Annotated in this window: 16 protein-coding genes; 7 read left to right on the top strand and 9 right to left on the bottom strand. The window is 73.3% G+C overall.

Features of this window, described 5'->3' with window-relative positions:
• Nucleotides 1–14: 14 nt before the first annotated feature.
• A complete protein-coding gene (locus tag C5N14_RS23495) occupies nucleotides 15–1211 on the bottom strand; it encodes an acetyl-CoA C-acetyltransferase (RefSeq protein ID WP_117670715.1) in 1197 nt (398 codons plus the stop codon).
• Nucleotides 1212–1290: 79 nt separating this feature from the next.
• Between C5N14_RS23495 and mce the strand changes: the two genes are divergently transcribed.
• The 5 genes from mce to C5N14_RS23470 all read left to right on the top strand — a co-directional run bounded on the left by mce (nucleotide 1291) and on the right by C5N14_RS23470 (nucleotide 8682).
• Nucleotides 1291–1761, top strand: a complete 471-nt coding sequence (mce, locus tag C5N14_RS23490) for a methylmalonyl-CoA epimerase (protein ID WP_117670713.1) — start codon at nucleotides 1291–1293, stop codon at nucleotides 1759–1761.
• 359 nt (nucleotides 1762–2120) lie between these two features.
• Nucleotides 2121–3476 (top strand): crotonyl-CoA carboxylase/reductase, encoded by a 1356-nt coding sequence (gene ccrA / locus C5N14_RS23485; RefSeq protein ID WP_117670718.1) that lies wholly within the window; start codon nucleotides 2121–2123, stop codon nucleotides 3474–3476.
• A gap of 308 nt (nucleotides 3477–3784) precedes the next feature.
• On the top strand, nucleotides 3785–5044 hold the full coding sequence (locus tag C5N14_RS23480; protein ID WP_117670711.1) for a cell division protein DivIVA: 1260 nt from the start codon (nucleotides 3785–3787) through the stop codon (nucleotides 5042–5044).
• 176 nt (nucleotides 5045–5220) lie between these two features.
• Nucleotides 5221–7263, top strand: coding sequence for a hypothetical protein (locus C5N14_RS23475; protein ID WP_117670708.1), 2043 nt, complete (start codon nucleotides 5221–5223; stop codon nucleotides 7261–7263).
• A 357-nt stretch (nucleotides 7264–7620) separates the two neighbouring features.
• Nucleotides 7621–8682: an AI-2E family transporter gene (locus C5N14_RS23470; protein WP_117670717.1), complete on the top strand. Its 1062-nt coding sequence runs from the start codon at nucleotides 7621–7623 to the stop codon at nucleotides 8680–8682.
• A 97-nt stretch (nucleotides 8683–8779) separates the two neighbouring features.
• Here C5N14_RS23470 and C5N14_RS23465 read toward each other — a convergent pair whose 3' ends face one another.
• From C5N14_RS23465 to C5N14_RS23435, 7 genes are all read right to left on the bottom strand, one after another.
• Nucleotides 8780–9580 carry an alpha/beta hydrolase gene (locus tag C5N14_RS23465; protein ID WP_117670706.1) on the bottom strand — a complete coding sequence of 267 codons (801 nt, stop codon included), beginning with the start codon at nucleotides 9578–9580 and terminating at the stop codon, nucleotides 8780–8782.
• Between the two features lie 66 nt (nucleotides 9581–9646).
• On the bottom strand, nucleotides 9647–9928 hold the full coding sequence (locus C5N14_RS23460; RefSeq protein WP_207892850.1) for a hypothetical protein: 282 nt from the start codon (nucleotides 9926–9928) through the stop codon (nucleotides 9647–9649).
• A 113-nt stretch (nucleotides 9929–10041) separates the two neighbouring features.
• On the bottom strand, nucleotides 10042–11094 hold the full coding sequence (locus C5N14_RS23455; protein ID WP_117670702.1) for a hypothetical protein: 1053 nt from the start codon (nucleotides 11092–11094) through the stop codon (nucleotides 10042–10044).
• Complete coding sequence (locus C5N14_RS23450; protein ID WP_117670700.1) at nucleotides 11091–11585, bottom strand: SigE family RNA polymerase sigma factor; 495 nt, start codon at nucleotides 11583–11585, stop codon at nucleotides 11091–11093. The genes C5N14_RS23455 and C5N14_RS23450 overlap by 4 nt, the downstream gene beginning before the upstream one ends.
• A gap of 41 nt (nucleotides 11586–11626) precedes the next feature.
• Nucleotides 11627–13417, bottom strand: a complete 1791-nt coding sequence (locus C5N14_RS23445; RefSeq protein WP_117670698.1) for a 3-hydroxyacyl-CoA dehydrogenase family protein — start codon at nucleotides 13415–13417, stop codon at nucleotides 11627–11629.
• Nucleotides 13418–13603: 186 nt separating this feature from the next.
• The gene (locus C5N14_RS23440; protein WP_117670696.1) at nucleotides 13604–14662 is read right to left on the bottom strand and encodes an alpha/beta fold hydrolase; all 1059 of its coding nucleotides are present in this window, start codon (nucleotides 14660–14662) and stop codon (nucleotides 13604–13606) included.
• A 182-nt stretch (nucleotides 14663–14844) separates the two neighbouring features.
• Nucleotides 14845–15255: an FHA domain-containing protein gene (locus C5N14_RS23435; RefSeq protein WP_117670694.1), complete on the bottom strand. Its 411-nt coding sequence runs from the start codon at nucleotides 15253–15255 to the stop codon at nucleotides 14845–14847.
• A 311-nt stretch (nucleotides 15256–15566) separates the two neighbouring features.
• Between C5N14_RS23435 and C5N14_RS23430 the strand changes: the two genes are divergently transcribed.
• The gene (locus C5N14_RS23430) at nucleotides 15567–17069 is read left to right on the top strand and encodes an aldehyde dehydrogenase family protein (RefSeq protein WP_117670692.1); all 1503 of its coding nucleotides are present in this window, start codon (nucleotides 15567–15569) and stop codon (nucleotides 17067–17069) included.
• Between the two features lie 64 nt (nucleotides 17070–17133).
• Here the strand turns inward: C5N14_RS23430 and nucS are convergent, their stop codons facing one another.
• Complete coding sequence (gene nucS, locus C5N14_RS23425; protein ID WP_117670690.1) at nucleotides 17134–17793, bottom strand: endonuclease NucS; 660 nt, start codon at nucleotides 17791–17793, stop codon at nucleotides 17134–17136.
• 71 nt (nucleotides 17794–17864) lie between these two features.
• Here nucS and C5N14_RS23420 point away from each other — a divergent pair, with 71 nt between their 5' ends.
• Nucleotides 17865–18482: a DUF4126 domain-containing protein gene (locus C5N14_RS23420; RefSeq protein WP_117670688.1), complete on the top strand. Its 618-nt coding sequence runs from the start codon at nucleotides 17865–17867 to the stop codon at nucleotides 18480–18482.
• The last annotated feature ends 100 nt before the right edge of the window (nucleotides 18483–18582 follow it).

The following is an 18582-nucleotide window of genomic DNA, read 5'->3' as shown; positions in this document are numbered from 1 at the left end:
CTCACTCCTCACACTCACACTGCCTCGCTGGGGCTGGGGACGTGGATGATCAGCGCGTCGCCCTGGCCGCCGCCGCCGCACAGCGCCGCCGCGCCGGTGCCGCCGCCACGCCGCTTCAGCTCAAGCGCGAGGGTGAGCACCAGCCGGGCGCCGGACATGCCGATCGGGTGGCCGAGCGCGATGGCGCCGCCGTTGACGTTCACCTTGTCCGGGCTGATCCCCAGGTCACGGGTGGACTGGACACCGACGGCGGCGAACGCCTCGTTGATCTCGACGAGGTCGAGATCCTCGATGCCCAGGCCGCCCTTCTTCAGCGCGTGGTTGATCGCGTTGGAGGGCTGCGAGTGCAGCGAGTTGTCGGGGCCGGCCACGTTGCCGTGCGCGCCGATCTCGGCCAGCCAGGTCAGCCCGAGCTCCTTGGCCTTGGCCTTGCTCATCACCACCACGGCGGCGGCGCCGTCGGAGATCGGCGAGGAGCTGCCGGCGGTGATCGTGCCGTCCTTGGCGAACGCGGGACGCAGCTTGGCCAGCGACTCGGCGGTGGTGTCCGGCCGGATCCCCTCGTCCTCGCTGATCACCACCGGGTCGCCCTTGCGCTGCGGGATGATCACCGGGGTGATCTCGTCGGCGAAGTGGCCGTTCTTCTGCGCGGCGGCGGACCGCTGGTGGCTGGCCGCGGCGAACGCGTCCTGCTCCTCGCGGGTGATGCCGTGCTTCGCGCCGTGCCGCTCGGTGGACTCGCCCATCGAGCAGCAGTCCCAGGCGTCGGTGAGCCCGTCGAGCGCCATGTGGTCCTTGATCGTGACGTCGCCGTACTTGTAGCCGGCGCGCTGGCCGAGCAGCAGGTGCGGGGCGTTGGTCATCGACTCCATGCCGCCGGCCACCACGATGTCGAACTCGCCGGCCCGGATGAGCTGGTCGGCCAGGGCGATCGCGTCCAGGCCGGAGAGGCAGACCTTGTTGATGGTCAGCGCCGGCACCGACATCGGGACGCCCGCCTCGACGGCGGCCTGCCGGGCCGGGATCTGGCCCGCGCCGGCCTGGAGCACCTGGCCCATGATCACGTACTGCACCTGCTCGGGGGCCACCCCGGCGCGCTCCAACGCGGCCTTGATCGCGACGCCACCGAGCTTCGTCGCCGGGAGATCCTTGAGGTTGCCGAGCAGGCGGCCCATCGGGGTCCGCGCGCCGCTGACGATCACCGAAGCCATTGCCTGCCTCCGAGGGGGATGCCGAGCCGTACACCTTAACGATTGTTTGGTTACACCGGTGTTCGGTCAGACTAGCGCCATGGCTGAGAACTCCCCCGCCGAGCCCGCTGCCGACTTCGTCACAGACATCGGCCTGCGCCGCATCGACCACGTCGGGATCGCCGTCGCCGACCTGGACGCCGCGATCGACTTCTACCAGCGAACCTTCGGGATGCGCTGCGTACACACCGAGACCAACACCGAACAGGGCGTCCGCGAGGCGATGCTGGCCGTCGGCCCGAGCGCCGAGGGCGGCTACGTGCAACTGCTCGCCCCGCTGACGCCGGAGTCGACCATCGCCAAGTTTTTGGACCGCAAGGGCCCGGGAATCCAGCAGGTGGCGTACACCGTGGCCGACGTCGACGCGGCCTGCGCGGCGCTGCGGGCGCGGGGGATGCGGCTGCTCTACGAGGCCCCCCGCCGGGGCACCGCGAACTCCCGGATCAACTTCGTCCACCCCAAGGACGCCGGCGGCGTCCTCGTCGAGTTGGTCGAGCCCGCCGAGCACTGAGAGCAGGGGTCCCCTGATTGCGGTCGCCGGCTCGGCAGGGGACCCCTGTCCACACCCCGCCCAATCCCCGCGGCGCCGGGCCCGCACCACGCGCGCCGAGCGCGCCGATGCGCGGTTGAGCAGCCGTCCGGGCAGCTCCACGCATCGGCCGATGCAGTTTTTCACAGAGCCCTTCCCACCCTAACTACCGTTCAGTAACGTCCCGCCCCAACAGGAGTGCGGCCGGTGCCGGATGTGTCGGATGCCGACATGGTGGTCGGCGCGCACCGACGCCGACCATGGCAGCACCGGGCCGGACCGACGGCCACCATGTGGATCCGCCGGGCCCGACGCAGGTGCGGACCGAACGGGAGGTCACCATGCAGGACATCCTCGAAGCGATCATGGCGGCGGAGGGCTCCGACGAGTCCGGGCGGCAGCTCGCCGGCCTCGCCGGCCTGCCCGTGCCGAAGAGCTACCGGGGCGTGGTGGTGCGCGCCGACGAGACCCGGATGTTCGAGGGACTATCCACCCGGGACAAGGACCCGCGCGCGTCCCTGCACGTCCAGGAGGTGCCGACCCCCGAGCTGGCCCCCGGCGAGGCGCTGGTCGCGGTGATGGCCAGCGCGATCAACTACAACACCGTCTGGACCAGCATCTTCGAGCCGGTCCCCACCTTCCGGTTCCTCCAGCGGTACGGCCGGATCTCCGCGCTGACTGCCGGGCACGACCTGCCGTACCACGTGGTGGGGTCGGACGCGGCGGGCGTGGTGCTGCGCACCGGTCCCGGGGTGACGAAGTGGTCGGCCGGCGACGAGGTGGTGGCGCACTGCCTGTCGGTGGAGCTGGAGGACGCCGCCGGCCACGACGACACCATGCTCGACCCGCAGCAGCGGATCTGGGGCTTCGAGACCAACTTCGGCGGCCTGGCCGAGCTGGCCGTGGTCAAGGCCAACCAGCTCATGCCCAAGCCCCGCCACCTGACCTGGGAGGAGGCGGCCAGCCCCGGGCTGGTCAACTCGACCGCGTACCGGCAGCTCGTCTCGCACCACGGCGCGAACATGAAGCAGGGCGACGTCGTGCTGATCTGGGGCGCCTCCGGCGGCCTCGGCGGGTACGCCACCCAGCTCGCGCTCAACGGCGGCGCGATCCCGGTCTGTGTGGTGTCCTCCCCGGACAAGGCCGAGCTGTGCCGGCGGATGGGCGCCGGACTGGTGATCGACCGGGCCGCCGAGGGGTTCCGGTTCTGGTCCGACGAGCACACCCAGAACCCGGACGAGTGGCGGCGCTTCGGCGAACGGATCCGGGAGCTGACCGGCGGCGAGGACCCGGACATCGTCTTCGAGCACCCGGGCCGGGAGACCTTCGGCGCGAGCGTCTACGTGGCCAGGCGCGGCGGCACCATCGTCACCTGCGCCTCGACCAGCGGCTACCAGCACCAGTTCGACAACCGCTACCTGTGGATGAACCTGAAGCGGATCGTCGGCAGCCACTTCGCCAACTACCACGAGGCATGGCAGGCCAACCGGCTCGTGACGCTCGGCCAGATCCATCCGACGGTGTCCCGGACGTACCCGCTGGAGCAGACCGGCCAGGCCGCGTACGAGGTGCACCGCAACCAGCACCAGGGCAAGGTGGGGGTGCGTTGCCTCGCCCCGACCGACGGCCTCGGCGTGCGGGACCCGGAGTTGCGCTCCCGGCACGAGGTCGCGATCAACCGGTTCCGCGGTCGCTGAACCGTCCGGCCGGCCCCCGGGCCGTCCGGGGACGCCCGGGCGGCCATTGCGGTGATCGCGCATTGCCTTTCGCCAGGGGTCGTCGACCCCCCTTTCGCGTCATAGCGCCCCGAGTCGACAAAGGCCCGCGGGGCGCTCCCGCGACCCTTTTCCCGCCCGTCCGACCGGCCGCCCGACCCGGCCGGGAGCTGCCAAGATCGCCAGTCCGCGCGGGCCGGGTGACGGCGGCAAGTTGACCATGTAAAGAGGACACGAAAGCCCCGCACCGCTCTTGCGAAGCACCCCGGGGCGTCTGCGAGTATGTCCCAATGCCCCAGCAGCAGTCCTCCCCTCTTGCGTTCTTCGATAACGCGAACTCGCAGCCAGATTTCACCGTTGGCCTGCGCGGATACAACGTCGGGCAGGTCGATGACTTCATCGGTCGACTCACCGCCGCGCTGACCCAGTCCGAGCAGGCCCGCGCCGAGGCAGAGCAGCGGATGAACGACGCCCAGCGTCGGCTCCGCCAGGCCGAGCAGCGCCAGAGCGCGCTGGAGCAGAAGCTCACCGAGACCAACAAGCAGCTCGAGGAGAACAGCCGGCCGACCCTCTCCGGCCTGGGCACCCGCGTCGAGCAGATCCTGCGGCTGGCCGAGGAGCAGGCCAACGACCACCGCAACGAGGCCAAGCGCGAGTCCGAGGGGATCCTCTCCGCGGCCCGCCTGGAGGCCCGCGAGATCACCGACAAGGCCCGCGCCGAGGCCGCCGCGATGAAGGCCACCGCCGAGCGCGAGGCCGGCAGCGTCCGCACCGCCGCCGAGCGGGAGGCCGCCGAGGTCCGCGTGCAGGCCCGCCGGGAGGCGGACACCCTGCGCGCCGACGCCGAGCGGGAGACCAAGCAGCTGCGCACCGTCACCGCGCACGAGGTGGCCGAGCTGAAGTCGACCGTCGAGCGGGAGGTCGCCACGCTGCGCGCCACCGCCGAGCGGGAGATCACCCAGCAGCGGGCGAAGGCCGCGCGGGAGGCCGAGGAGAAGCGCGCCGAGGCGACCAAGCTGCTCACCGACGCCCGCGACAAGCGCGACAAGGACCTGCAGGCCCTGGAACTCCAGCTCGCCGAGCGGCGCGAGAAGTCCGAGCGCGAGGAGTCCGAGCGGCACGCCGCCCAGGTCGCGCAGACCCAGAAGCTGGTCGGCGAGGCCGAGCAGCGGGCCCGGGCCGCCCAGGAGCGCGCCAAGGAGATCGAGCAGCGCGCCGAGGCCCGCCGGGTCGAGTCCGAGCGCACCGCCAACGAGACGGTCGAGAAGGCCAAGTCGCTCTCGGAGAAGACCCTCAACGAGGCCAAGGCGGAGGCGAAGCGGCTGCTCACCGAGGCCCGCACCGAGGCCGACCTGACCACCCAGGCCGCCCGCCGCGAGGTCGAGGACCTCACCCGCCAGAAGGACGCCGTCACCTCGCAGCTCGGCCAGATGCTCTCCGGCCTCGCCGGCATCGTGCCGGGCGTTCCGTCGGCGCCGGCGCAGGCCAAGCCGGAGGCCGCCAAGGCGGACACCAAGGACGAGCGGGTGACCGCGGAGCCCGCCGGCTGACCGACCGTACGGCCGGGGCATGACACGGCGCGGGGTGACACCGGGTGACCGGTTCAACCCCGCGCCGTATCCGTTTCCCGCCCCTTGACACCGCTGCCGGTGGCGGCAGTGAAGTAGCTCCCATCCGGGCCGTCCGTATCGCCCCAGCCGGGCGTGATGCGTGTGAGGATGGGAGCATGTCGCACGGCGAGGAACTGTTTGCGCTCGGCGGGGATGTGACCACGGAGCCCAGCTTCGAGTCCGCCCTGCGGGGGTACGAAAAACGACAGGTGGACCGGTACGTCGCTCGTGCGGAGCACGAGATCGCGACACTGGCGGCCGAGCGGGAACAGGCGTACACACAGATCCACAAGCTGGCCGGGCAGGTCGAGGTGCTGCAACGCGACCTCGCCCAGGTGCGCAAGCAGGTGGGGGTGGTGGACCGGGCCTCGTTCCGGCACCTCGGCCCCCGGGTCGAGCAGATCCTCGCCCTCGCCGAGGAGCAGGCCGACGACATCCTGGCCGCCGCGAACGAGGAGATCGAGGCCCGGCGGGCCGCCGCCGAGCACATCGTCTCCGAGGCCAAGGAGCAGGCCGCCCAGGCGCTCAAGGACTTCGAGATCGCCCTCGCCGCCCGGCGGGCCGAGGAGGAGCGGCACAGCGCCGCCCGCCGCGCCGAGGCGGACGCCACGCTCAGGGCCGCCCAGGAGGAGTCCACCCGGCTCGGCAGGGCCGCCCAGGAGGCCCTGGCGAAGGCCCAGCAGGAGGCCACCCAACTCCGGGACACCGCCAAGGAGATCCACACCCGGGCCCAGCAGGAGGCGACCAAGCTCCGCGAGGCGGCCAAGGAGGCCCTGACCAAGGCCCAGCAGGAGGCCACCCAGCTCCGCGAGGCGGCCAAGGAGGTGCACGCCAAGGCCCAGCAGGAGGCCAAGCGGCTCACCGATTCCGCCACCGAGGCCGGCCGGGCCACCCACGCGAAGGCGTTGCAGGAGGCCAAGCGGATCACCGACGACGCCGAGGAGGCGGCGAAGGGCACCCGCGACCGGGCCCGGCAGGAGACCGAGCGGCTCACCACCCAGGCCAACGAGGCCACCAAGCGCCAGCGCGCGGAGACCGAGGCGTACGTGCAGCGGATGCGCACGGAGACCGAGGCGTACGTGCAGCAGTCGCGCGCCCAGACCCAGCAGGAGCTGGGCGCCTGGCGGGCCGGGGTGGAGAAGGAGGTCAACGACCGGCGGGAGGCAGCCGACCGCGAGCTGGCCGGGCGCAAGGCGACCGTCGAGCGGGAGTACGCCGAGCGCCGCGACGAGTTGGACAAGCAGCACGCCACCCGGCAGGGCGAGCTGGAGCAGCAGTACGCCGCCCGGCGCGCGGAGATCGAGGACGGTGCCGCCGAGGTCCGGCGCGCCGCCGAGCAGGACGCCCTGACGATGCGCCGGCAGGCCGAGGAGGAGGCCGCCACCCTGCTGGGCCGGGCCGAGGCCGACGCGACCGACAAGCGGCGCAAGGCCGACGAGCACGTGGCCGCCTCCCGCCGCCAGTTCGAGGAGTACGCGGCCACCACCCAGCAACACCTGGCCACCACCCAGCAACACCTGGCGGCCACCCAGCAGGAGGTGGCCGCCGGCCGCCAGCAGTTGGCCCAGGTGATGCTGGAGATCGCCCAGGCCCAGCAGCAGCTCGCCGACCTGCGGCAGGAGACCTGGCAGTCCCGGCAGGAGTCCGACGAGCTCCAGCGGGAGATGCTCGACCTGCGCCAGCGGTTGGCCGGCGCGCGGCTGTCCGGCGACGGCACCGGCCCGGCCCTGGTCGCGCCGAGCCTGGACGGAGCCGGACCGGCCGGGACCGGCGACGGCGCGGCGTCGGCGGCCCGCAACGGCATCGCCCCGGCGAAGGCCGCCGACGGCGCCGCCACGGCCACGCCCGACCCCGTGCCCGCCAAGGGCGAGCCCGTCAAGGCGACCGCCGACGCGGGTGCGGCGAAGGTCGCCCCGGCCGACGGTGCCGGGCCGGCCAAGGCCCGGCCGGTGGCCGAGCCGGTCACCACCGTGGACGGCGGTACGGCCAACGCGGGGGTCGACGGCGAGCCGACGGTGGCCGCGGTGCCCGGCGAGGGCGGCCGGAAGGCCACCCCCACGAAGATCACCAGCACCGGCGAGAACGGCAAGCGGCCGACCAAGCCGACCACCGACGAGCGCAGCGCCAAGCCGAGCAAGGTGACCGTCGAGTCCGAGTGAGCCGGCGGGGCTCCCCGGACGACCGGACCGGCCGACCCCGGGGCGACCGGGGTGGCCCCGGGGAGCACCGCGCACTACCCTCCCGGGCAGGAGCCCGCGCGACCGACCACGCCCGCGGGCCTGGGAGAGGGTCTCCGGTCGGGCACCCGGAGCGCGGAGGAGGGTCCGGTGACGCAGGACGTGCCGGCAGGCGGCAACCCACCGGACGACGGGACCGCCGTCGGCCCGGCCGACGACGGCCCAGCACGCGGGGCCCCGGCCGACGGGCGGGGCGGACGGGCGACGGCGGGCGACGCCCCGACGACCGGACGGGCACCGACGGGCGCCGACGCGAGTGACTTCGACGCGCCCGGCGCGATCGCCACCGGCTCCGGCCGGTTCGGGCCGCCGGGGCGGCCGTTGCGCCGCAACAGCTTCCTGGTCGGCTTCACCGGGGCACTCGGCGTGCTGCTGGCGTACGCCGTCTTCCTCGGCATCCGCAACGCGGCCGGCATCCTCGTGCTGGTGGTCATCGCGCTCTTCCTGGCCGTGGGGCTGAACCCGGCGGTGGTCCGGCTGCGCTCGTGGGGCCTGCCGAACGGGCTGGCGGTGGCGACGGTGGCGCTGACCATGCTGCTGCTGATCGTCGGCGGCCTGGTGGCGCTGGTGCCACCCGTGGTCACCCAGTCCGGCCAGTTCGTCGAGCAGCTCCCCAGCTACGTGGAGGAGCTGCGCCGCAACGAGGCCGTGAACGACTTCGTCGTGCGGTTCGACGTGATGGAGAAGGTTCAGGCGGCGGCGAACGCGGACACCATCGGGCGGGCCCTGGGCGGGGTGCTCGGCGGCGCGCAACTGATCTTCGGCACGCTCTTCCGGGCGCTCACCGTGCTGGTGCTGACGATCTACTTCCTCGCCTGGTTCGACCGGCTGCGCCACCTCGGGTACTCGCTGGTGCCCCGCTCGCGCCGCCGCCGGGTACAGCTCATCGGCGACGAGATCCTCGCCAAGGTGGGCTCGTACATGGTCGGCGCGCTGAGCATCGCCGTGCTGGCCGGCGTGACCACCTTCGTGTTCGCGCTGATCGTCGGGCTGCCGTACCCGTTCGCGCTGGCGGTGGTGGTCGCGGTGACCGACCTGATCCCGCAGATCGGCGCGACGCTGGGCGCGGTGGTGGTGAGCCTGGTCGGCTTCGCCACCGGCCTGCCGGTCGGGATCGCCTGCGTCGTGTTCTTCGTGGTGTACCAGCAGGTGGAGAACTACCTGATCTACCCGAAGATCATGCGCCGGTCGGTCGAGGTCAACGAGGTCGCCGCCCTGCTCGGCGCGCTGTTCGGGGTGTCCCTGTTGGGCGTGGTCGGCGCGCTGGTCGCGATCCCGCTGGTGGCCGCCCTCCAGTTGATCCTGCGGGAGGTGGTCCTGCCCCGCCAGGACACCCGCTGACGCCCGCTGAAGCCCGCTGGCGGGCGTGCGCGGGCACCGCCGGCCCCGACAAGGGGCACCGAACGCCGGGCGGGTGGCCCGGCGGCACCCTCGCGGGTCAGTCCGCGCGCGGGCCGGGGACCGGGGTGTCGGCGAAGGAGGCGACCGTCCGGTCGGCGTACGCGCTGGCGTCGCCGGTCTCCATCGGGCCGTCCCAGGTGCGTGGCAGGGGCAACGGGGCGGCCGGGTTGACCCGGCGGACGATCTCGTCGAGCACGGTCTCGGCGTCGCCGACCCACAGGTGCTTCGCGCCGGGCACCCCGACCACCTCGGCCTGCGGCACCGCCGCGAAGCGCTCGCGGGCCTCGTCGGGGCGCAGGTAGTCGTCGAACTCCGGGACCAGGGCGGTCAGCGGCTTGCCGGTCCCGGCCCAGTGGGTGAGGTCGTCGGCGGTGGAGAAGCGCAGCGGCGGGGAGAGCAGGATGGCCCCGGCCACCGCCGGGTCGCAGCCGTACCTCAGCGTCAGGTCGGTGCCGAACGACCAGCCGACCAGCCAGATGTTCGGCAACTCGGCGAACTCGGCGTACTCGATGGCGGCGGCGACGTCGAAGCGCTCGCCGACCGCGTTGTCGAACGAGCCCTCACTGGTGCCGCGCAGGCTGCTGGTCCCCCGGGTGTTGAACCGGAGCACGGCCAGGTCGGCCAGCGCCGGCAGCCGCCAGGCCGCCTTGCGGAACACGTGGCTGTCCATCATCCCGCCGTGGGTGGGCAGCGGGTGCAGGCAGACGAGGGTGCCGACCGGCTCCCGGTCGACCGGTCGGGCCAGCTCGCCGACGAGGCACAGACCGTCGGCGGTGTGCAGCTCGATGTCCTCGCGGTGCCCGGGCAGGATCGACGACGCACGGATCGGTGTGCTCACCGTCCCAGTCTCCCGCGCCGCCGCCGCCGTCGCCCAGCGGGGCGGAAACGGGGTGATCCAGATCGCTCAGCCGTACCGGGGGGCGCCCCGGCCGCGCTGCACCGCCGGACCGCGCCGGTCCCGCGCCCGCCAGCAGCCGCTGTGCCAGTGCCGGCGGTCGGTCAGGTCGCCCCGGTCGTCCGCCGGCCAGGCCACCAGGTGCGGCACCCCCGGGCGGATCTCCTGGTCGCAGCCGGGGCAGCGGTACGTCTTGGCCGACGCCCCGCCGCTGATCCCGCGCACCTGCCAGTCGCCGTCGCGCCACTGCTGCACCGTGGGCACGCCGTGGCGGGCCTGGTCGGCGTCCAGGTGGGCGTGCTCGTCCCGGCGGGGACGGTTGCGACGGGGGCTCACAGCCACCAAGCGTACGGTCCGCCGGCCGGACCGGCCCGGGTCGGGCGGTCCGACCGGCGGACCCCCGCTCAGTCCCAGGTCTCCGGATCGCCCAGGTCCTTCGCCACCTGCACCCCGGCCAACACCGTCGTCGCGTCCGCCTCGGTGAAGCCCTTCTCGGGCCAGCCGAAATCGGCGGTCAGGTGTGCCTTCGGGAACCCGAGCAGCTCCAGTTTCGTGCCATCCGGGTAGAGGTAGCCGGGTCGGCCACCCACCACACGGTTGCTCTCGGTAGTGCTCTCCCCAATCTGCACCCCGTACAGCAGCTTCACCCACATGGTCGCCGACGGCTCCCGGTAGAGGGTGAGCTCGGCCCTGAGACCCCCGGGGAAGGCGGCGACGTCAACGGAGCAGGCGCTCACCGCCGCGCCCTCCGGCAATGTGCTCAGCCGCAATGGCGCCACGCACCGGCGTGCCTCATCCCAGCGGATGGCATCCACGGCCTTGACCAGCACGCTCCGGTCGCCGACGAGCATGCTCGCCCGGGCGTACAGGCCGGGGGCGGGCTGCCAGGCCGTGACCAGACCGTGGCCCGTACGGCCGAACTGCCGGACGGCGCCGTCGAAGGTGAGCCGGACCACGGCCTCCTGTAGGGGGACACCATCGATCAGGAGTTCGTTGATCATCTGCGCGGAGCGGCTCACCTCGACCAGGACCGGCTGTCCGCCGCCGATGTTGAACCGGATCGACTCGAGCTGGTTCGAGCGGTAGACGGCCCAGCCCAGGTAACGAGCCTGGCTGGTGTCCACGCCCAGGTGCAGCACCTGCGGGTCGGTGCCGACCAGGTCGGGCCGCTGGGCGGCACCCGACACCCCGTCAGCCCGGGGCGGCACGGGCGCGGCGACGGCCGGTGTGGCCGCGGCCCACGGCAGCCGGCCGGGAAGCCCGATGACGTCCGTCCCGGTCGCCCCGACGAAGCCAAGGACCCCGACCAGGGCCAGGGCGGTGCCGGTGGCGGCCCGACGGCGCAGTTTGCGGCGGCGGCCCCGGGCCTGCGAGGCCCGCAGCAGCCGGTGGGTATCGATCTTCCCCTCGGCGCGCTCCCGCAGCGCCGAGGCGATTCGCTGGTCCAGATCGGTCACGACCGGCTCCCGTTGGTCGTCGGGGCGCCGCAGCGCACCCGGAGGTGGGCGAGCGCCCGCATTGCGTGGCTACGGACGGTGACCGGCGAGCAGTCGAGGATCTGGGCGATGGTGGCGTCGTCCAGGTCCTCGTAGTAGCGCAGCGCCAGCACGGCGCGCTGACGGTCGGGCAGCGCCCGGATCAGCCGCCACATCTCGTCCCGGTCGGCCGCCTCCCCGCCGAGGTCGCCCCGCTGGGCCTGCTCGGCGAAGGTGTCCACGGCCAGCTCCCGGCTGGACCGCCGGCGCCACCACGAGTTGTTGGCGTTGACCAGCATCCGGCGCACGTACACGTCGGGCCGGTCGGCGCCGGCGATCTTCCGCCAGTGCACGTACGCGCGAGCCAGGACGTCCTGGGTCAGGTCCTCGGCGCGGTGCTCGTCGCCGGTCAGTAGCCGGGCCAGGCGCAACAGGGCCGGGCCACGGCTGCCGACGTACTCCTCGAAGGTCACACCCTCAAGACGCCGTCACCGGCGCCCGGTGTTGACCCGGATCAGCGATTTGTGTGGTCGCGGAAACCGCGACCGCTCTTGCGGCCCAGGTAGCCGGCGGTGACCAGGTGCTCCAGCAGCGGCGCCGGGGCGAAGCCGGGCTCGCGCAGCTCCAGGTACAGCTCGCGCTGGATGGCCAGCGAGACGTCGAGGCCGACCACGTCGAGCAGCTCGAACGGGCCCATCGGGTAGCCGCAGCCGAGCTTCATCGCGTGGTCGATGTCGTCGGCGGTGGAGTAGCTGGCCTCCAGCATCCGCACCGCGTCGTTCAGGTACGGGAAGAGCAGCGCGTTGACGACGAAGCCGGACCGGTCGGCGCAGACCACGCCGGTCTTGCCCAGCACCGCGCAGACCGCGCGGGCGGTGGCGGCGGTCTCCTCGGAGGTGCGGATGGTCCGCACGATCTCCACCAGCGGCATGACCGGCGCCGGGTTGAAGAAGTGCAGCCCCACCACGTCGGCCGGCCGGTGGGTGGCCATCGCGACGTCGATCACCGGCAGCGAGGAGGTGGTCGTGGCGAGCAGCACGCCCGGCTTGCAGATCTCGTCGAGGCTGGCGAACAGCGCCTTCTTGACGCTCAACTCCTCGACCACGGCCTCGACGACGAGGTCGACGTCGGCGAGGTGGTCCAGGGTCGCCGACCAGGTGACCCGGCCGAGCGCCGCGTCCCGGTCGTCCTCGCTGAGTTTGCCCCGCACCACGCCCTTGTTCAGCGAGGTCTTGACCGCCTCGCACACCTTCGCGGACTTCTCCGCGCCCCGGGTCACCGAGACGACCTCGTAGCCGGCCTTGGCGAAGACCTCGATGATCCCGGTGGCCATCGTCCCGGAACCCACCACGCCGACCTTCGCGATGGCCCGCGCGCCGTCGGCCAGCCCCGGCCCCGTCGCCGCCGGGGTCCGCTCGTCCGGTACGACCTTCGGCGAGCCCGGCCGCTCGTAGGTGTAGAAGCCCCGGCCGGACTTGCGGCCGAGCAGCCCCGCGGTGACCATCTGCTTGAGCAGCGGCACCGGCGCGTGCCGGCGGTCCCGCCCGCCCCGCCGGTACATGGTGTCCAGGATCTCGTACGCGGTGTCGAGGCCGATCAGGTCCATCAGGGCGAGGGGGCCCATCGGCAGGCCGCAGCCGAGCTTCATGGCGGCGTCGATGTCCTCGCGGGTGGCGTAGTGCGACTCGTACATCGCCACGGCGTGGTTGAGGTAGCCGAACAGCAGCGCGTTGGCGATGAAGCCGGCCCGGTCGTTGATGGTGACGTCGACCTTGCCGAGCCGGGCGCAGAGGGCTTCCACGTCGGCGACCACCTCGGCGGAGGTGACCACCGTGCGGACCACCTCGACCAGCTTCATGACCGGGGCGGGGTTGAAGAAGTGGATGCCGATGACCTGGTTGGGCCGTCCGGTGGCGACCGAGATCTCGGTGACCGACAGCGAGGAGGTGTTGGTCGCCAGGATCGCCTCGGGCCGGCAGATCCCGTCCAGCTCGGCGAAGAGCCGCTGCTTCAGGTCGAGGTGCTCGGGGACCGCCTCGATCACCAGGTCCACCGAGTGCAACGCGTCTAGGCCGACCTGGAAGTCCACCCGGGACAGCAGGGCGTCCCGGTCGGCCTCGGCGAGCTTGCCCCGGGCGACCGCCCGGTCGGTGGAGCCGGTGAGGTTGGCCCGGCCGCGTTCCAGGGCCCCCTCGGAGATCTCGACCGCGACGACGTCGATGCCGTTGCGCGCGAAGACCTCGACGATGCCCGCACCCATGGTGCCCAGCCCCACAACGCCCACGCTGGTGAACTCGCGCGCCACGACAGACCTCCCCGATGCTCCGTCAGACCGCTGAACGGTCCCTAAGGCTATGCGCGCGAGTCTGCCATCTCGCGCCCAATTGTCGAGTCACGGTGGGGTAATTCACGAGCGCGCCCGGCGCACGGGACGGAACCGGGGCGACCGGCGCCCGGCGACCGGGGCGGGGCGGGGCGGGGCGGGGCGGACCTACGCCCGGCGCCCGGCCAGCGCCAGCAGCTCGGCGACGAACTCCGCCGGCCGCTCCAGGTGCGGGCTGTGCCCGCAGCCGGCGAGCACGACCTCCCGGTACGTCCCGCCGGCCGCCGCGTACCGGTCGAGCACCGCCCGGGTCTGGCCGACCATCGGCTGGGGCGGGCAGTCCCGCTCCCCCGGCCAGCCGGGCAGCACGCCCAGCGAGCCCAGGTACGCCAGGTCGAACAGCGAGGTGTCCGAGACGATCACGTCGGCGTCGCCGCGTACCCAGGTCACCGGGGGCTTGACCGCGACGGCGACCAACTCCTCGGCGATCCGGAAGTGGGCCGGGGTGAGGGCGTTGAGCACGCCCCGGTCGCCCGGCGCGGTGCCCGGCCAGTGCGGCGAGGCGGTCGTCGTGCCGGGGTAGTTGGCGTCCCCGGTGGCGGTGGACAGCAGGCTGTCCAGCAGCAGTTCCTCGTCCTCGCCGAACGAGGCCGGGTCCGCCACGTACGCGCTGCGCAGCACCGCGCGCGGGCTGTTCGGGCCGTCCTCGCCCCGGTCGCCGGCGGCCAGCCGGGCCACGAAGTCGGGATTCACGCCACCGGCCCCGGCGCCGGCGAAGTCGGGCGTGGTCGGGGCGCCGTCGAGGTCGCGGGTGGCACCGAAGCCGTACGGCGACACGGGCGCCGAGAGCAGCAGGCCGGCCACCCGGTCGGGGTGGTCGACCAGCAGCCGCATCGCCACGCCCCCGCCGAGGGAGTGCCCGACCACGACCGGCCGGGCAGCGGGCAGGAACAGCCCCGGCGCGTCGAGCAGGGCGGCGACGTCGTCGGCGAAGTCCCGCAGCCCCCGGGTGGCGTCCACCGGGGCGGTCTCGGTGTCGCCGTAGCCGCGCAGGTCCGGGGCGACCACCCGGAGGGTGGCCGGCAGCCGCCGGACCAGCGGCTCCCAGAACAGCGAGGACGAACAGTTGCCGTGCACCAGCAGCACGGGCAGGCCGTCCGGCGGCCCGGCCACCCGGACCCGCTGGACGATGCCGTTGGCCGTGACGGTCTGCTGCACGCTCTCCATCGCGGCATGGTGTCATGCCTCGCCCGCCCGCTCCATGTGCCCGGCCACCACCGGGCGCCGGTCCCGGATGTGTGCCGGCGACCGGTCCGGGGCCCGGCCGGCGGTCCCGGCACGTCCGGCGGGCCATCAGGTACGGGATGCCGCCGGTGCCGGCGGCGGACGGCCGGTGCCGGCCGGCGGCCTCAGGTGCGGGCGGCGAGCGGCAGCGGGAGGGTGGGGCGGCGGTCGCGGTTCCGGGGCACCGGCTCCAGCCGCAGCCCAACGGGATCGGTCCGGGCCAGGCCCGGGTCGAAGAAGCGCAGCTCGGTGCGGCCCAGCCGGATCACGTCCCCGTCGGAGAGCTGCTCCGGCCCGTCGATCCGCCGGTCGTTGAGCCAGGTGCCGTTGGTGGATCCCAGGTCCACCAGCGTCACCCCGCCGACGGTCAACCACACGCTGGCGTGCCGGCGGCTCAGGTGCGGGTCGTCGACGGCGATGTCCACCGTCGACGCGCGGCCGATCACCTGCGGCTCCGTGCGGAGCCGGAAGCTGGCCCCACGCATCGGCCCGCCCGCCACGGTCAGCAGCGGCATCAGTTCCGGAAGATCCTCCATGGACGATCAGCCTCCAGCCACCGGTGTCCCGGCGTCAGCGTGCCATCACACGATAGCGGCCCCCACCACCGCCCGGTCACCTCCACGACCCCGCCCGGCCATCTCCGGTCAACCGGTTCGGCTCCCGCCAGAGCCGTCCGGCCCGTCCTGCCAGTCGGGTTTCCGCACCGGCGAGGCCACCGGCCCGGAGGGCGGTGCGGAGGCGGCCCCGGGCGGCCCGGCACCAGCCGCCCCCGGGGCGCCGGGTCGCCCGACTCCGCCGGGCCGCCGGGGACCTACCGGCGGGTAGCTTCCGGGTCTAGACTTCCGTCATGACGGCTGTGCGTGTCCCGGGTGCCCCGGTCATCGAGGACGGGCGGCTGGTCTCGACCAGCCCCGCCACCGGCGCGGAGGTGGGCCGGCTGCCGGCCGCGACGGCGTCCGACGTCGCGGCGGCGGTCGACCGGGCCCGGGAGGCGGCGATCTGGTGGGCCGGGCTCGGTTTCACCGGCCGGCGGGAGCGGCTGCTGCGCTGGCGCGGCACGCTGGCCCGGCGGATCGAGGAGCTGGCCGAGCTGGTGCACGCCGAGGGCGGCAAGCCCGTGCCCGACGCCATCGTCGAGGTGCTCACCGCGATCGAGCACATCGACTGGGCCGGCCGCAACGCCGGCCGGGTGCTCGGGCCGCGTCGGGTGCGCTCCCGGCTCATCCTCGCCGAGTTCTCCGGCCACCTGGAGTACCAGCCGTACGGGGTGGTCGGCGTCATCGGCCCGTGGAACTACCCGGTCTTCACCCCGATCGGCTCCACCGCGTACGCGCTCGCGGCCGGCAACGCCGTCGTCCTCAAGCCCAGCGAGTACACCCCGGCCGTCGGCCAGTGGCTGGTCGACGCCTTCGCCGAGGTGGTGCCGGAGCAGCCGGTGTTCGGCGCGGTGCACGGTCTCGGCGACGTCGGCGCGGCGCTGTGCCGCTCCGGCGTCGACAAGCTGGCCTTCACCGGCTCGACGGCCACCGCCAGGAAGGTGATGGCGGCCTGCGCCGAATCGTTGACCCCGGTGCTGCTTGAGGCCGGCGGCAAGGACGCCATGATCGTCGACAGCGACGCCGACCTGGACGCCGCCGCCGAGGCGTGTGTCTGGGGCGCGCTCACCAACGCCGGCCAGACCTGCATCGGCATCGAGCGGGTGTACGCGGTCGAGCCTGTCTTCGACGCGTTCGTCGGCAAGGTGGTGGAGAAGGCCGGCCGGCTGACCGTCGGCGCCGAGGGGGCCGACATCGGGCCGATCACCATGCCCGCCCAGCTCGACGTGATCCGCCGGCACATCGACGACGCGCTGGCCCGGGGCGGTCAGGCCGTGCTCGGCGGCGCGGACGCCGTGCGACCCCCGTACGTGCACCCGACCGTGCTGGTGGAGGTGCCGGAGGACTCCGCCGCCGTCCGCGAGGAGACCTTCGGACCGACGCTGACCATCAACCGGGTCCGCGACGCCGACGAGGCGGTCACCCGCGCCAACGCCCTCCCGTACGGCCTGGGTGGTTCGGTCTTCGGCCGGCGGCGGGCAGTGGCCATCGCGCGGCGGCTGCGCTCGGGGATGGCCGCGGTGAACTCCACCCTGACCTTCGCCGGGATGTCCACCCTGCCGTTCGGCGGGGTCGGCGAGTCCGGCTTCGGCCGGATCCACGGCGAGGACGGGCTGCGCGAGTTCGGCCGGGCCAAGGCGATCACCCGCCGCCGGGCCCGGTCGCTGCTGCCGGCGATGACCTTCGAGCGCACCCCCGCCGACGTCGCCCGCCTGGTCAAGGTCACCAAGCTGATGTACGGCCGCCGCCGCTGACCCGCCGCGCCACTGTCCCGCCGCGCCGGCCTACCGGGCCGGGCCGGCGGTCAGGCTGGGCGGTTCAGAACAGGGTCAGCTCGTCGCGCTCGATACCGCGCAGCTTGTCGTAGTCGACCACCACGCAGCGGATGCCCCGGTCCGTCGCCAGCACCCGGGCCTGCGGCTTGATCTCCTGGGCGACGAAGACGCCGCTGACCGGGGCGAGCAGCGGATCGCGGTTCATCAGTTCGAGATAGCGGGTGAGCTGCTCCACCCCGTCGATCTCGCCGCGCCGCTTCACCTCCACGGCGACCGCGCCCTGCGCGGCGTCCCGGCAGAGCAGGTCCACCGGCCCGATCGCCGTCATGTACTCCCGGCGGACCAGGGTGAACCCCTCACCCAGAGCGGTCGGGTTGGCCGCCAGCAACTCCTGTAGGTGCGCCTCGACGCCGTCCTTGCGCAGGCCCGGGTCGACGCCCAACTCGTACGAGGTGTCCTGGAAGATCTCCTCCAGGGTGATCCGCAGCTCCTCGCCGGCCTTGTTCACCACCCGCCACACGCCGGGGGCCTCCTGGAGCCGGCAGGGCGGGCTCATCCAGTTCAACGGCTTGTACGCCCGGTCGTCGGCGTGGATCGACACCGACCCGTCCGCCTTCACCATCAACAAGCGCGTGGCCAGCGGCAGGTGAGCCGAGAGCCGTCCGACGTAGTCCACCGAGCACTTCGCAATCACCAGCCGCACCCGACGAGGGTAGCGGAGACCCCGGCCTCCGCCGTCGAGCGGCACTGGCGTGGCGGTGCCATGCTGAGACGGTGTTCGAAGTGCTCACGGGTACCGGGCTCGCCGCGTCGGCGGGTCTGAACGCCTACATTCCCCTGCTCACCATGGGACTGCTGGCCCGCTACACCGACCTGATCGACCTTCCCAGCGGCTGGCAGTGGCTCGGCAACGGCTGGGTCGTGGTGATCCTCGCGGTGCTGCTCACCGTCGAGGTCGTCGCCGACAAGGTGCCGGTGGTCGACCACGTCAACGACGTCGTGCAGACCGTGGTGCGGCCGACCGCCGGCGGGCTCGCCTTCGGCGCCGGCTCCGCCTCGGAGACGGTCACGGTCAGCGACCCCGGCCACTTCTTCTCGTCCAGCCAGTGGGTGCCCGTGGCGACCGGCGTGCTCATCGCCTTCGGCGTGCACCTGCTCAAGTCCGCCGCCCGGCCGGTGATCAACGCGACCACCGCGGGCGTCGGTGCCCCGGTCGCGAGCACCGCCGAGGACGCCACCAGCGTGGTGATGTCCGTGGTCGCGATCATCCTTCCGGTACTGGTGCTGGCCTTCCTGGCCGGCCTGGCTCTTTTCCTGTTCTGGTTCCTCCGCCGACGCAGGGACCGCCGCCGCGAGCGCCAGGCCGCCCGCGCCGCCGCCTTCCGCGTCTGACCACCCACCCACCTCGGCTCTTCTACAAGGCGCTCAGGAAGCGCAGACGCCGCTGGCCGGTCCCCTGATGTCGGGGACCGGCCAGCGACTTGTTCGGTAC

This window comes from Micromonospora sp. MW-13 (genome assembly GCF_003434305.1).
Lineage (GTDB): Bacteria > Actinomycetota > Actinomycetes > Mycobacteriales > Micromonosporaceae > Micromonospora.
The sequence above is the reverse complement of the archived record's forward strand: the minus strand, read 5'-3'. Positions and strand labels throughout refer to the sequence as shown.

Bases quoted from the DNA above. Each gene is read 5' to 3' on its own strand.
- C5N14_RS23495 (WP_117670715.1), bottom strand. From the start codon at position 1,211: ATGGCTTCGGTGATCGTCAGCGGCGCGCGGACCCCGATGGGCCGCCTG.
- mce (WP_117670713.1), top strand. From the start codon at position 1,291: ATGGCTGAGAACTCCCCCGCCGAGCCCGCTGCCGACTTCGTCACAGAC.
- ccrA (WP_117670718.1), top strand. From the start codon at position 2,121: ATGCAGGACATCCTCGAAGCGATCATGGCGGCGGAGGGCTCCGACGAG.
- C5N14_RS23480 (WP_117670711.1), top strand. From the start codon at position 3,785: ATGCCCCAGCAGCAGTCCTCCCCTCTTGCGTTCTTCGATAACGCGAAC.
- C5N14_RS23475 (WP_117670708.1), top strand. From the start codon at position 5,221: ATGTCGCACGGCGAGGAACTGTTTGCGCTCGGCGGGGATGTGACCACG.
- C5N14_RS23440 (WP_117670696.1), bottom strand. From the start codon at position 14,662: ATGGAGAGCGTGCAGCAGACCGTCACGGCCAACGGCATCGTCCAGCGG.
- C5N14_RS23435 (WP_117670694.1), bottom strand. From the start codon at position 15,255: ATGGAGGATCTTCCGGAACTGATGCCGCTGCTGACCGTGGCGGGCGGG.
- C5N14_RS23430 (WP_117670692.1), top strand. From the start codon at position 15,567: ATGACGGCTGTGCGTGTCCCGGGTGCCCCGGTCATCGAGGACGGGCGG.